This window comes from Chryseobacterium oryctis (genome assembly GCF_025971925.1).
Lineage (GTDB): Bacteria > Bacteroidota > Bacteroidia > Flavobacteriales > Weeksellaceae > Chryseobacterium > Chryseobacterium oryctis.
Genome location: NZ_JAPDHV010000003.1, coordinates 238,631 through 252,400, shown reverse-complemented (window position 1 = coordinate 252,400; position 13,770 = coordinate 238,631). Strand labels below are relative to the sequence as shown.

General features: G+C 32.2%; 13 protein-coding genes. 2 read left to right on the top strand and 11 right to left on the bottom strand.

Features of this window, described 5'->3' with window-relative positions:
* Positions 1-168 precede the first annotated feature (168 nt).
* The 7 genes from OH806_RS08130 to OH806_RS08100 all read right to left on the bottom strand — a co-directional run bounded on the left by OH806_RS08130 (position 169) and on the right by OH806_RS08100 (position 6,711).
* Entirely contained in the window at positions 169-2,445 is a 2,277-nt protein-coding gene (locus OH806_RS08130; RefSeq protein WP_264743471.1) for a cation:proton antiporter, read from the bottom strand.
* A 151-nt stretch (positions 2,446-2,596) separates the two neighbouring features.
* A complete protein-coding gene (locus OH806_RS08125) occupies positions 2,597-3,307 on the bottom strand; it encodes a LytR/AlgR family response regulator transcription factor (RefSeq protein ID WP_264743180.1) in 711 nt (236 codons plus the stop codon).
* A complete protein-coding gene (locus OH806_RS08120) occupies positions 3,285-4,055 on the bottom strand; it encodes a histidine kinase (RefSeq protein ID WP_264743179.1) in 771 nt (256 codons plus the stop codon). Before OH806_RS08120 ends, OH806_RS08125 begins: the two co-directional genes overlap by 23 nt.
* 8 nt (positions 4,056-4,063) lie before the next feature.
* Entirely contained in the window at positions 4,064-4,435 is a 372-nt protein-coding gene (locus tag OH806_RS08115; protein WP_264743178.1) for a hypothetical protein, read from the bottom strand.
* Complete coding sequence (locus tag OH806_RS08110) at positions 4,435-5,628, bottom strand: alanine dehydrogenase (protein WP_264743177.1); 1,194 nt, start codon at positions 5,626-5,628, stop codon at positions 4,435-4,437. The genes OH806_RS08115 and OH806_RS08110 overlap by 1 nt, the downstream gene beginning before the upstream one ends.
* A 70-nt stretch (positions 5,629-5,698) precedes the next feature.
* Positions 5,699-6,106, bottom strand: a complete 408-nt coding sequence (gene tsaE / locus OH806_RS08105; protein ID WP_264743176.1) for a tRNA (adenosine(37)-N6)-threonylcarbamoyltransferase complex ATPase subunit type 1 TsaE — start codon at positions 6,104-6,106, stop codon at positions 5,699-5,701.
* Entirely contained in the window at positions 6,106-6,711 is a 606-nt protein-coding gene (locus OH806_RS08100; protein WP_264743175.1) for a transglycosylase domain-containing protein, read from the bottom strand. The genes tsaE and OH806_RS08100 overlap by 1 nt, the downstream gene beginning before the upstream one ends.
* 142 nt (positions 6,712-6,853) lie before the next feature.
* On the opposite strand from OH806_RS08100, the gene dnaG reads away from it, so the two are divergent.
* A complete protein-coding gene (gene dnaG / locus OH806_RS08095; protein WP_264743174.1) occupies positions 6,854-8,827 on the top strand; it encodes a DNA primase in 1,974 nt (657 codons plus the stop codon).
* 108 nt (positions 8,828-8,935) lie between these two features.
* Entirely contained in the window at positions 8,936-9,619 is a 684-nt protein-coding gene (gene clpP, locus OH806_RS08090) for an ATP-dependent Clp endopeptidase proteolytic subunit ClpP (protein ID WP_264743173.1), read from the top strand.
* 372 nt (positions 9,620-9,991) lie between these two features.
* Here the strand turns inward: clpP and tpiA are convergent, their stop codons facing one another.
* The 4 genes from tpiA to OH806_RS08070 form a co-directional block, all read right to left on the bottom strand.
* Positions 9,992-10,750: a triose-phosphate isomerase gene (tpiA, locus tag OH806_RS08085; RefSeq protein WP_264743172.1), complete on the bottom strand. Its 759-nt coding sequence runs from the start codon at positions 10,748-10,750 to the stop codon at positions 9,992-9,994.
* A 71-nt stretch (positions 10,751-10,821) separates the two neighbouring features.
* A complete protein-coding gene (locus tag OH806_RS08080) occupies positions 10,822-11,169 on the bottom strand; it encodes a GxxExxY protein (protein WP_319804092.1) in 348 nt (115 codons plus the stop codon).
* Positions 11,170-11,241: 72 nt separating this feature from the next.
* On the bottom strand, positions 11,242-13,368 hold the full coding sequence (locus tag OH806_RS08075; RefSeq protein ID WP_264743171.1) for a S9 family peptidase: 2,127 nt from the start codon (positions 13,366-13,368) through the stop codon (positions 11,242-11,244).
* A gap of 21 nt (positions 13,369-13,389) precedes the next feature.
* Positions 13,390-13,740, bottom strand: a complete 351-nt coding sequence (locus tag OH806_RS08070) for a tellurite resistance TerB family protein (protein ID WP_264743170.1) — start codon at positions 13,738-13,740, stop codon at positions 13,390-13,392.
* Positions 13,741-13,770 lie beyond the last annotated feature (30 nt).

Here is a 13,770-nt window from a genome sequence, read left to right as displayed (position 1 = left end):
TTTTGATTTATATACATAAGAATCCTTATCCCAGATTTGAGTTAAAAATTCTATAATAATATGTTGCACTATTTGTAATCACCATGCGAAGGTAATAATTTTTTTCTAATTGAAATTGAAAAAGATAGAAACTTAGTTTTAATTATTCAAATTAACTGTTAAATAAAATCAAGGATTACTAATGATTAAAGTTGACGGGATGTCTGATAACCAAAGGCTTTTCTTATCAATCAGACCTTTCCAGCTTTTACTGCTGATCAACATTAAATCTTGTGAATTCAAAAACTCCTTTTCAATCTTTTTCTCATTATATAATGTAATATGGTTTGGGGCAACTTGTTCGATGCTTCTGATGAGTTCCTTTATTTCAACATTGTTTCTTATCTGTCCTGCAGCGTCTAAAATAATGATTTGAGAATTGTTGTTATTAATCAGTCTTTTCGCATATTCAAGCAAATAAAAATCACTTAGATTGAAAATAGGAACAAAAACTTTATCAGCAGATTTGAATCCTTTTTCTACCAATACACCTACGGGAATATGAGTTTTGTCTAAAATCTGTAAGGTAAAATCGTCAAAAGGAGAACTGTTGAAAATATAGCTTTTGCCTTTTACGGTATTTAAAAGTTTTTCAGGATTAATAATTTTCGTTGTAAAACCGAGTAGTCTTCCCAATAAACTGCCTTCGTACATAGATTTCCCAAGCATGATTAGAAGTAAATCATAATTACCTTTGTTGGATATACTTGTCAAGTCATTTTCTATATCATTCGAAGCTTTGAAAAGGGTAGTAATTTTCAAATTAAGCTCATGCGAAGTGTCTATTACATTTTTGAATTGTTCATTTTCGTATTCGTTAATATCATAAGCATGAATTTCGTTTACAGGAGCAATATTCATAGCTGTAATGCTTTTGTTTCCATTCATTTTATTGGTGAAATCATGGGCAAGTTTCAATAGAGTACTTCCTGATTCAGGATTGTCGAATGAAAGTAGAACCCTGTATTTAGAATCATTTTCATACTGAGACTGGTCAAGTCCGCTTTTATTTGATTTGAAAATATAATTAATAATATCTAAAGCAGGTCCTGTCATAAAAGTGGTGAAAAGAGCCATAATGACAAGCATTGCAAATATTTCCGGACCTAAAACTCCTAAATCATAGCCAATATTTAATACAATCAGTTCCATTAAACCTCTTGTGTTCATTAAAGCTCCGATTGTTAAGCTATCTTTCCAGTTGGTTCCTAAGAATTTGGCGGCTAAAGCACTTCCTACAAATTTTCCCACAACTGCAGTTAGAATAATAAACCCTGCCGTCATCCATAAATGACTGTCATTCAATAACCCGATTTGGGTACGAAGTCCTGTAAAAACAAAAAATAGCGGAAGTAAAAGTACTAATGCAACATCTTCAACTTTATCAATGAAAAGTGTACGGAATTTTGCATTTTCAGGCATAATAGCCCCTGCCATAAATGCTCCGAATAATGCGTGAATACCAATGACTTCTGTTACATAAGCCGAAAGAATTAATGTTAGGAAGAAAATGGCAACCATTGGTTTGCTGATGGTATTTTTTCCTGCCTGTAAATCTCCGATTCTTTTTAAAAAAGGTCTTACAATCTTAATCATGAAAAAAACATAAGCTATTGCCATGATAATCACAAAAATAGAACTCTCAAAAGAACCAGCTTTTACTATGGCAATTACTGCGGCTAAAATACACCAGGCTGTAATATCATCTGCTGCTGCACAAGTAATAACAACGGTTCCGAGTTTGGTTTTTTGAAGATTCCTTTCCTGAACTATCCTTGCAAGCACCGGGAATGCAGTGATACTCATTGAAATTGCAATAAACAGAGCGAAAGAAGTAAATTGAACTCCATCAGGTGAAAACTCCTGATAAATAAAGTAAGAAAGCCCAATTCCTAAAGCAAAAGGAATAATAATACTTGCATGACTGATTACAACAGCATCGTGAGCTTTTTTTCTTAAAACACTCAAATCCAATTCCATACCAACGATGTACATGAATAAAATAAGGCCTATTTGACTAAGAAACTGTAAGTTACCTAAAGATTCTTTAGGAAAGAGAAATGCCGAAAATTCAGGAAAATACATTCCTACTAATGATGGCCCTAAAACAATACCTGCAATCATTTCTCCGATTACAGCGGGCTGTTTTATTTTTACACAAATCCATCCGAAAAATCTTGCGACCAAAATAATGGTTACAATTTGTGCCAATAATAACGCTAATGGATGATGAAGATTTATCTTGAAAGATTCAAGGAAGTTTTCCCAACTAGATTCATTGTTGGTTTTTGCCACTATGTTTTCTTTGATTTCAAGAGTTTGCCCTTCTATGATGAAAAAATACATCAAACAAGAAAAAACAACTATTGTGACAATGTAAAAAATAATATTTCTATATTTCCCCAAATTCATAATTCCGTTATTGTGATACAAAGTTGGTGAGAATATAGTTATGATAAGTATGGTTTTTTCTAAAATGTAATGAATCTCATAAATAATGTAATGAAAACTATTTCATAAAAAGCTCATTGCCAAAATAAGGCGAAAATGAAATAAGTTATTTTCCAAACATTTCAATTAATGAATGTTTATAAGCTTCACCAATTTGTAGTCTTAAAAAATGTTCTCCATCCACTGAAATGGTTGAAATAATTTCATTGTTTGAAAAGGCTTTGATATAAGACAGGGCAATAATTTCTTTTTTATTAACCTGAGCAAAATCTTTAGCAGGAAGCATTTCAAGAAGGGATTTTAAGCTAAGATTTTTTAAAACAAAGCTTGTTCCGTCTCCTAAAATGACATCTTTATCCCGACTGTCAATTTCTGAGGTTGTGATATAAGCAATTTGTTCTGTGAAAATAATGGTTTTACCGATATTGGTATTCCATTCTATAAAATCTTTTTTCTGAGAGTTTTGAATTAGTTCTTTTGCTTTCTCAAATGCCTGAATCAACCTTTCTTTTTTGATAGGTTTTCTTACGTAATCTACTACATTCAAGTCAAAAGCATCAGCAGCATATTCTTTATAAGCAGTTGTAAAAATGATTTTTTTTGAATCAGAAATCAACTTTGCAACCTGTAAACCATTCATTCCGGGCATTTCTATATCTAAAATACAAAGGTTACAATCAATATTTTCAATTTCGTTTAAAAATATTTTAGGGTCATTGAATGCTTTTACAACTTCTACGTCTTCAATTTGTTCACATAGAAGTTTCAGGTAGCTTATTGCTAATAATTCGTCGTCAAGAATAACGCATTTTATCATAGAATTTGCCCAAGTCGATTTTTAATTCAGCCGTGAAGATACCGTTTTTTGAACTTTTTTGAAGTGAATAATAAGTATTATAAATCATTTTTAGCCTTTGGTCGAGCGATTCACTGCCAAAACCGCTGTGCTCTTTTTCAAGAACATGTTTTAGTGAGGCTTTATTGCTCACTTTCATTACAAAAATTCTGTTTTCAAGTTCTAAATGAATTGAAATGAATGAATCCTGAGCTAAAAAATCGGTGTGTTTAAAGGCATTTTCGATAAGGTCAACAGAAATTAAAGGTGCGAAGACTTTTTCTTCGTAAATAGAATCAGATTTATCAATTTTTGATTTAATTCTAAAATCAAAAAGTGGATTTATCTTAATTTTATTGATTTCGATAAGGCTTAAGGCAAAATTTAATTCATCTTTCGGGCTTACAAATTTATTATTGCTTTCGTACAGAATATAATCCAGAACATTTGCCAGTTTATCTAATGACATATACGTCTGATAGGCATGTGACTGAACAGAATTCAAGATATTTTTAAACAAATGAGGATTGAGCTTTGTGCCAATATGCTCAAGCTGAACTTCATTTAATCTTTGTTCAATTATTTTGTTAGTTTCTAAAAGATTAGAATTTCTTTTTTTAAATTTCTGATTTTGATTGAATAAATAAATACTTACCGTTAAAAACAAAAAAATAGCAAATACTCCAATGAATATCATATAATCTTGAATCATGTAGTAATTGCCTTCCATCAAAATGGCTATTTAAGCTTTTTTAGAGTTTTTAGAGTTGCATTTTCCTCGCATTTTTCAAATGTGATTTCGTAGGTTGGATTTTTCTCTGGATAGGTCAAAACATAGTCAGGACACGGCTTTTTCTGTGCATTACTTCTTTCAAAATCTACTTTTCCGTTGGTAATGATGCTGTCTTTTAAAAATTTTTCATTTATTTTCAGCGTATTCATTTCCGTTTGAAAAGATTCGGAATATTTGAATTCTTTTGAAAGGGTTTCTGCAATTACTCGACTGTTGGGAAGATAACCGCTGCAGCTAGCCCCTTTTTTGTTTAATATAAAAAATACGATAAGTAATCCCGGAACGAGACCAATTAAGTAAAATTTCAGTTTTTTCATTAGAAAATTAAAAGATTGATATCATGATAAGTAAGTCCGAAGCGGTCGCAGATTATTTTCTTGGTATGTCTTCCTTTGTACATATAAAGGCTCTGTTTCATCTCGTTTTTGCGAACCAGCATATTTTCGAAACCACCTTCTTCATCATAATTTAAAATATAGGAAAGAAAGAAGTTAGAAATTGCTTTTGTTGTAGTTCTTGGCATCCTGGATGTAAGATTTGGAAGCCCACAATGAATGACCCCATGTTTTATGATGTAAGGGTCTTCCATGGTTGTCAATTCTGATGTCTCTATTACTTTTCCGTTATCAATAGTAATATCGATAATTACGCTTCCTTTTTTCATTTTCATGACCATGTCTTCGGTCACAATCGGTGTCATATTTAATCTTGGAAGTGCTCCGATAACAACGTCTGCGCGTCTCAGAGCTTTCTTTAATTCTTTAGGGTCGATAATTGATGTCGGAACTCTGCTGTCAACAAGGGTGTGAAGTCTTCTTAGTTTTGAAAGAGAGTTGTCAAAAACTCTTACACTTGCTCCTAAACCGATTGCTGCTTTTGTTGCAAATTCGCCAACGATTCCGGCTCCTAAAATGACAACTTCGGCAGGTCTTACTCCTGTAATTCCTCCAAGCATTAAACCATTGGATAAGGCTAATAATTCGGAAGCGTACAAAATGGAAACCGTTCCTGCGATTTCTCCGACAAGTCTTACCAAAGACAATTGCTTGTATTCATCAACTATAAATTCAAAAGCAATGGCATTGATTTTTTTCTCTGCAAGTTTTAAAAAATAGTCTTTATCTCTAAGATTTATTTGAAGTGCTGAAACCAAATAGGTATTGGGTTTCATATAGTCTATTTCGTCTTCAGTAGGAGGGTTTATTTTAAGGATTAAGTCTTGTCCGAAAGCCTCTTTTGGGTCGTTTGTAATTTTTGCTCCTGATTCAGAATACTGTAAATCTGTAAAAAATGAGCCTTGTCCTGCTCCAGATTCTATAATAATTTCGTGACCATGTTCTACCAAAACCTGTACAGCATCCGGAGTGATACAAGTTCTTCTTTCGTTTAGACAGGTTTCTTTCGGAATTCCTATACTGAATTGTTTGCCTTTCTTGATAACCTCCAATTTTTCTTCCTTCGGCATCAGTTCCTCTTCAGTGAAAGGAGTAAAAATATTAGTAGTGCTCATCCTTAATTAAAAATTATGTCTTAGAGATAATTATTTTACAATCGAATTCTATAGCAAAGATACATAATATTTAATCGAAAGTAATTTCTCTGCTATCTCCTGTGTTTACAATGTTCATTTCATGATACTTAAGTCCGTAAAGCTCATCCTCGTAAACCTCTGGCCATTCGATAATACAAAGAAAAGCATTGTCTAGGTATTCCTCAATTCCGATATCATAAACTTCTTCAATATTTTTTAAACGGTATAAATCAAAATGATAAATCTTTCCTTTTGGTGTATTGTATTCATTTACAATTGAGTAAGTTGGAGAGTTTACTTCATCTTCGCTTCCTAAATTTTTAAGCAAAAATTGAGTGAAAGTTGTTTTTCCCGCACCCAAATTCCCTTTTAATAGGAGAATATTATGGTTAAGCTGAGGAAGTATTTGTTCAACAATTGATTGCCAGTCTTCGATTTTATGTATTGAATAATTCATTATTTATTTGAATTTTGTATATATAAATTATAAAAATATTTTGCTCTTGTTTTTGCTCTTTCTGGGTTTCTGTTTCTATTATTTTTCACAGGATTTTCATACAGAGCAAGTATTTCTCCCATTTCTAACGGTCGTAAATCTTTAGCTTCTTTATTGAAGAATGATTGGGAGATATTTTTTATCCCTTTTCTGTTTTCCAGAAAGTCAAAGTTGCTAAAATTAAAATTCAGACAATCTTTTTGGCTGTATCTATGCTCTATATATCTTGCAATTAGAAAGTAGTCTATTGCCGATTTATTTTTGGTATTTAAAGTAAGAAACAGTCTATATGCCAACTGATTGCATGGGCAACTCTTTCTTTGAGTATTTGGATTTAGTAAAGTGTTAAAAATTAAATTCCAAGAATTATCAGATAAGGAATTGGGATAGACAATATCATAGAAGTTATAGAAGTTTGTTGGCAGTTGTTCACTGCTTCTTATATGCCAAGTAATTATACGTTTATCAGTTGTATTTAAAATATATCTTCCCCCAAATTCAATATATAAAATCAAAAGAACTAAGATAGAAAAGAATGCAATTGAAATTATTTTTAAATACTTCATAAAACTTTAAAAATAGAAGGCTTAAATATTTTTTTCAAAAATAATTAAACAAAGTGATTTATAATCAAAATTTTAATATAATTAAAGATTTAAACGTAGGCATTTACAGTTAAAATTTCTATAAATTGCCTATTTTTACAGCATGATTTCCAAGCAGACCATAGATAAAATATTCTCAACAATCCGTGTAGAAGAGATTGTGGGAGAATATGTGCAGTTGAAGAGAGCCGGGTCTAATTTTAAGGGACTCAGTCCGTTTCATGATGAAAAGTCTCCGAGTTTTATAGTTTCACCAAGCAAACAGATTTGGAAAGATTTCTCAACAGGGAAAGGAGGTACAGCGATTTCTTTTTTAATGGAAATCGAAAATTTCACTTATCCTGAAGCACTTCGTCATGCTGCAAAGAAATATGGGATTGAAATAGAAGAAGATCAGCGTGAGTTTTCAGAAGAAGCTAAAAATGCCCAGTCTGAAAGGGATTTGCTTTATAAAATACATGAGGTTGCTAATAATTACTACCAAAGTTTCTTATGGGAAAATGAAGAAGGTAAAGCAATTGGTCTTTCGTACTTTAAAGAGCGTGAACTTAAAGATGATATCATCAAAAAGTTCCAGCTTGGATATTCTCCTGAAAAGAAAAATGCTTTTACGGAATTTGCTTTAGAAAAGGGATACTCAAAGGAGATTTTAGAAAAATCGGGTCTTTCAATTTTCCCTGAAAACGCTCCTAATGGAATTGACCGTTTTCGAGAAAGGGTAATTTTTCCGATTCATAGTTTCTCGGGGAGAGTGCTTGGTTTTGGAGCGAGAATTTTAAAGAATAACGTAAAAACTGCAAAATATCTCAATTCTCCGGAGACGGAAATTTATCATAAATCGAATGTTCTTTATGGCTTAAACCAAAGTAAACAAGCGATTTCGAGAAAGAATGCCTGTCTTTTGGTAGAAGGCTATATGGATGTGATTTCACTCCATATGTCCGGAATTGAAAATGTTGTAGCAAGTTCGGGAACTTCTTTAACGACAGAGCAAATTAAACTTATCAAAAGGCTTACAGAAAATGTAACGATACTTTTTGATGGAGATAATGCAGGAATTAAAGCCAGTTTCCGAAGTATTGATATGCTTTTGTCGGAAGGAATGAATATTCGTGTTCTTCTTTTTCCGGATGGTGATGACCCGGATTCTTTTGCCCGAAAACATCCACAGGAATATGTGGAAAAATTCATCGAAAATCAGGCGATGGATTTTATTGATTTTAAAGCTGAAATTTTACTTAAAGAGGTTGGAAACGACCCGATTAAAAAAGCTGAAGCCATCAGAGATATCGTTAAATCTGTTGGGTTTGTAAAGAATGCTTTAAAAAGAGAGGTTTATTTAAAGGAAGTTTCAAATAAATTCGGATTGTCTGAACAAAGTTTGTTTAATGAATTGGATGTTCAGAAACAAATAATACAAAATCAGAATCAGCATAGTCAGCAACAGAAGGAAAGTACTCCTGTGAAAATGGAGGTCGTTCCTTTAGATGAGGAAAAAAGTGACCCTTTTTTATATGATGTGTTATTTATGGAGAATAAGCTTGTCGATCATATGTTGATGTTTGGAGATGTTGTTTTGAAAAGATTTGATGAGAAAAATGGTGACTATCAAATTACAGTGATTGAAGAAATTCTTAATCATTTTGAAGAGGAACAGTATCAGTTCCTTGTAGAAAGTAACGAAATTATCATTAATCAGATAAAAGAAGGTATTCAAAAAGAAGAACTCAGAAGTGGTAAGTTTTTTGTGACTTTTATGGATGAGGAAATTACCTCAAAAGTAGTAGATGCATTAATCCCTCTTGATGATCTTGAAAACTGGGCTTCTAGAAATATTTATCCTCCAAATTATGGAGATAAAGTGGCTGAACAAATAAAAGGTGATGTTTTGTTGCATAAATATCGATATATTGATTATTTGATTAAAGAAACGGCTAAGGAATTGGGGAATGTAGATGAGGTGAAATATTATGAGCTTATTCAAAAAATCAGTTTACTAAAACAGGCTTCGATTCGTCTAAGTAATATTATTGAATATTCGCCAATTAAAGGAATTTATGGGGATAGAATGAGATAGAATAGGGACAAGCAATTTATTTTTCTGTGACAAAAAGTCTTATAAAATTTTAGGAATAAAAGTTGTAATTTACATTTTGTAAAAATTTAAAATAATACCAATAGAAATATGGACATTAAAAAAGAATTCAGAGATTTTTCTGTAAAGCATTTAGGAAATAACGGGTTGGTAACCGATCAGTATATGGGAATGTATGGACCTACAAATTTAACTCCGTACATCATGGAAGAAAGAAGATTAAACGTAGCGCAAATGGACGTTTTTTCTCGTTTGATGATGGACAGAATTATTTTCTTAGGAACAGGAATTGATGATCAGGTGGCTAATATCGTAACAGCACAGTTGTTATTTTTAGAAAGTGCAGATCCTTCAAAAGATATTCAGATTTACATCAATTCTCCTGGAGGAAGTGTTTACGCAGGTTTAGGAATTTATGATACAATGCAGATTATTAAACCTGATGTAGCAACAATTTGTACAGGTATTGCCGCTTCAATGGGAGCTGTTTTACTTGTTGCAGGGGAAAAAGGAAAGCGTTCTGCTCTTAAACATTCAAGAGTGATGATTCACCAGCCTTCAGGAGGTGCTCAAGGTGTAGCTTCTGATATGGAAATCAACTTAAGAGAGATGTTGAAATTAAAGCAAGAGCTTTATGACATTATTTCTGAACATTCAGGACAGACTTATGACTGGGTGGAGAAATCTTCTGATAGAGATTATTGGATGACCTCTACCGAAGCTAAGGAATATGGAATGGTAGATGAAGTTTTACAGAGATCTAAAGAAAAATAATAGTTTTAAAACTTGAAATAAAATTCGGCGGCATCTTCGATGCCGCCGAATTTTATTTCAAGTTTTATTGGCTTTTTCTCTTCTTAAAGAAAATTGTATAGATCAAAAAAGTCTGTAGAAAAACGTTTCCAATTAATGCTAATATTGATTGATAAAATGGAATTGGGGCATAGAACGGTAATAACTGATTGAAGAAAATTACCGGAGAACTTGCTAGATATTTTATTAAAAATAAAGGATATCTCAAGTAATCTGGCTTTATATCAATTAAAAACTGATCATATACAAAAACGTAGATAATATCAAACAAAAGTATTCCAAAAAATAGAAAAATAAATTTCTTCATATTTTTGATCTAACAAAATATTTTTTTTAATTAAAAGCCTCAATGATTTTAGAAAAATCTTCTAGTTTCAGAGCTGCTCCACCGATTAATCCTCCATCAATATCAGGCTGAGAGAAAATTTCTTTTGCGTTATCAGGTTTCACAGAACCTCCATAAAGGATAGAAATTTCATCCGCAACTTCCTGACCATATTTTGCAGCGATAATATTTCTGATATGTGCATGGATTTCCTGAGCTTGTTCCGGGGTAGCTGTTTCTCCTGTTCCGATTGCCCAAACCGGTTCGTAAGCGATTACTACTTTTTTAATTTCTTCTGCAGAAAGAGTGAAAAGAGCAACTTCTGTTTGATTTTTAACAACTTCAAGATGCTGTCCTGCTTTTCTCTGTTCAAGAGTCTCTCCGTTACAATAAACAGGAGTAAGACCTTTGTCTAAAGCTAATTTAATTTTTCTGTTGCAGTGAGAATCTGTTTCACCATGATATTGTCTTCTTTCAGAATGTCCTATTAAAGAACCGTTTACATCGATAGATTCTAACATATCTGCTGAAAGTTCTCCTGTATAAGCTCCACTTTCATGTTCGCTCATATCCTGAGAAAATACTCCGATTTCATCTTTTTCGAAGATGTCTTTTGCCATCATCAAATACAAAGAAGGAGGAGCAATCCAAACTTCACAGTTAGTAGCATTATTATTTTTATAACTAAGTAATTGAATCATTAATTGTTGTGCATCAATTACATTTTTGTTCATTTTCCAGTTTCCTGCAACGATTTTTTTTCTCATAGTTTTACTAATTATCTAAATTTATTTTTTATTTCTTTTTTCTCTCGCAGATTTTTTTGATTTAGCAGATTTTAAAGATTGTTTACGACTCTCTTTATATTATTCAGAATATTTGTAGTATTAAAATTAATAAGTAGTCCTAACTTCTTGTCAGACAATTTTAAATAGGTATAAAGTTGTTTATAGTGAATTGCTTCTAATTCTTTTATGGATTTTAATTCTAAAACTACTTTGTCCTCTACCAATATATCAATCTTAAAGTTTAAATCAAATTTTTTATTGTCATAATAAACAGGTAATATGACCTCAGATTTTACATTTAATCCATTCTCTTCTAGTTCATAGATTAAAATTCTATGGTAAATAGATTCGAGTAAGCCTGGTCCTAATTGGTTATAAACATTGAATTGAATATACATTTTCGGACGATATAAGAAATTTCATTTTCTGTCATTGGCTAATCTGCAAAATTTGTAAAATCTGCGTGATGTTTACTGATTAATTCCTTCCAATTTAAACATGAATGCATACACTAAAGCAACATCTTTCAGATAATCAAATCTTCCGGATGCTCCACCGTGACCATAATCCATGTCTGTTTTTAGTAATAATACATTTTTGTCAGTTTTCATATCCCTCAGTTTTGCAACCCATTTCGCAGGTTCGAAATATTGCACCTGAGAATCGTGTAAACCTGTGGTTACTAATATATTTGGATAGTTTTTCTTCTCGATATTTTCATAAGGAGAATAAGATTTCATATAGAAATATGCATCTTTGTTATTAGGATTTCCCCATTCGTCATATTCGTTGGTAGTTAACGGAATGCTTTCATCAAGCATTGTATTAACAACATCTACAAACGGAACTTGGGAAATAACACCATTCCAAAGATTGGGACTCATATTGGCAACAGCTCCCATCAAAAGGCCTCCTGCACTTCCTCCTTGTGCGTATAAATGTTTAGGTGAAGTGTATTTTTCTTTAACTAAATATTCTCCACAATCAATGAAATCGGTAAAAGTATTTTTCTTTTTCATCATTTTACCGTCTTCATACCATTGTCTTCCCATTTCCTGTCCGCCACGAATATGAGCAATCGCATAAGCAAAACCTCTATCTAAAAGGCTTAATCTTCCGCTACTAAATGTTGCATCCATAGAATTTCCGTAAGAACCATAAGCATAGAGTAGAAGAGGGTTGTTTCCGTCTTTTTTATATCCTTTTTTATAAACAATGGAAATCGGAATTTTAGTTCCGTCTTTTGCTATAGCAAATAGTCTTTCGGTTACATAATTTTCTTTATTGTAACCTCCTAAAACTTCCTGTTGCTTTAGCAAGGTTCTTTTTCCTGTTTTTAAATCCTGTTCGTATTGAGAACTAGGAGTAATCATGGAAGTATATCCGAATCTGAAATTATCGGTATTGTATTCAGGATTTCCTGATGGATAAACGGTGTAAGCCGCTTCATCGAATTTTAAAAACTCTTTTTTACCTGTTTTTCTGTCAAAAATGACTAATTGAGAAAGTCCGTTTTGTCTTTCGCTGAAAACAAGATAATTTTTAAACTCACTGATTCCTTCCATTAAGACATCTTTTCTATGTGGAATGAAATCTTTCCAGTTTTCAACACCGGTTTTATCCAAAGGACATTCCATTACCTTAAAGTTAAGAGCATCTTTGTTGGTTGTAATTAAAAATTTATCTTCCAAAGGAGTTACATCATACAAAACATCTTTCATTCTTGGCTGAAAAACTTTGAATGTTCCATTGGGGTCATCAGCACTTATATATCTTGTTTCTGAGGAAGTTGTAGCACCGGAATAAATCATAATGAATTTGTCATTCTTAGACTTTCCAACTCCTATGTAATTGGTTTTGTCTTTTTCTTCATACACCAAGACATCTTTAGAAGAGTCAGTTCCCAGAGTATGTCTGAAAATTTTCTCTGTTAAAAGTGTTTCAGGGTTTTTTCCTGTATAGAAAATAGTTTTGTTATCATTTGCCCAAGTTGCAGAACCTGTAGTGTTTTTAATACCTAAGTCAGTGGTTTTCCCTGTTGAAAAATCTTTTAAAAATAATTTATATTGTCTTCTTGATACATCATCCACTCCATAAATCATTTTGGTATTATCAGGACTTATGCTGAAACCTGAAGCAGAGTAATAAGCATGACCTTCAGCAAGTTGGTCTACATCCAAAAGAATTTCCTCGGGAGTTGTAAGATTACCTTTTTTTCGGCAATATTTGAAATATTGTTTTCCTGTTTCTGTACGGGTATAATAATAGTAACCGTTTTTGAAAACCGGAACAGATTCATCTTTTTCCTTAATTCTGGCTTTCATTTCCTGAAAAAGCTTATCTCTGAAAGGTTCTGTATCTTTCATCATACCTTGCCAATAGGTATTTTCTGCTTTCAGATAATCCACAACTTTGGTAGAATCTTTTCCTTTTTTGAAATAATCAATCATCCAGTAGTAGGGATCGTTTACTTTATCTCCGTGTATGTCTCTTATATGTTCCTGCTTTTCGGCTACCGGAGCTTTAAGGTCTGGAAATTTTTGAGACTGAAATGTTGCTGAACTCATTATTAAAAGTGATAAATAAAACTTTTTCATATGTATATTGTTCTTGGTATCTTAATCTAGCTTCCAAAGATTTTTCAAAAGTTTATAGAATGTATGCTCTTCATCGGTTACTGTGTTATCAGCTTTTATCAGAGATTTAGCAAATTGTACAAACTTTACACGTTCTTCTTCTATAGAATCATCAAGAAAACAACGTGCATGAAATTCAAAGTGATCTTTCCATTCTTCGGGTTTTAATAAAGCTAAAGTTTCCAGTTCGTTATCAAGATTCATTCTGAAAGGAAATTCATCTGCTAAATATTGCTGAATAAGCATTCCTTCTTCAGGTGCAAATTCTCCGTCTACGGAAGAAAGAATCATTAATAAGTGATATCCGGCAATTGGTTTATTTGATTTTTGCATTAATGTTAGTTTAAAAGTTGAGTTTTACTA

Excerpts from the sequence above, each read along its gene's own strand:
- dnaG (WP_264743174.1), top strand. The coding sequence starts at position 6,854 with ATGATTTCCAAGCAGACCATAGATAAAATATTCTCAACAATCCGTGTA.
- OH806_RS08115 (WP_264743178.1), bottom strand. The coding sequence starts at position 4,435 with ATGAAAAAACTGAAATTTTACTTAATTGGTCTCGTTCCGGGATTACTT.
- OH806_RS08110 (WP_264743177.1), bottom strand. The coding sequence starts at position 5,628 with ATGAGCACTACTAATATTTTTACTCCTTTCACTGAAGAGGAACTGATG.
- tpiA (WP_264743172.1), bottom strand. The coding sequence starts at position 10,750 with ATGAGAAAAAAAATCGTTGCAGGAAACTGGAAAATGAACAAAAATGTA.
- tsaE (WP_264743176.1), bottom strand. The coding sequence starts at position 6,106 with ATGAATTATTCAATACATAAAATCGAAGACTGGCAATCAATTGTTGAA.
- OH806_RS08080 (WP_319804092.1), bottom strand. The coding sequence starts at position 11,169 with ATGTATATTCAATTCAATGTTTATAACCAATTAGGACCAGGCTTACTC.
- clpP (WP_264743173.1), top strand. The coding sequence starts at position 8,936 with ATGGACATTAAAAAAGAATTCAGAGATTTTTCTGTAAAGCATTTAGGA.
- OH806_RS08125 (WP_264743180.1), bottom strand. The coding sequence starts at position 3,307 with ATGATAAAATGCGTTATTCTTGACGACGAATTATTAGCAATAAGCTAC.
- OH806_RS08070 (WP_264743170.1), bottom strand. The coding sequence starts at position 13,740 with ATGCAAAAATCAAATAAACCAATTGCCGGATATCACTTATTAATGATT.
- OH806_RS08120 (WP_264743179.1), bottom strand. The coding sequence starts at position 4,055 with ATGGAAGGCAATTACTACATGATTCAAGATTATATGATATTCATTGGA.
- OH806_RS08075 (WP_264743171.1), bottom strand. The coding sequence starts at position 13,368 with ATGAAAAAGTTTTATTTATCACTTTTAATAATGAGTTCAGCAACATTT.
- OH806_RS08100 (WP_264743175.1), bottom strand. The coding sequence starts at position 6,711 with ATGAAGTATTTAAAAATAATTTCAATTGCATTCTTTTCTATCTTAGTT.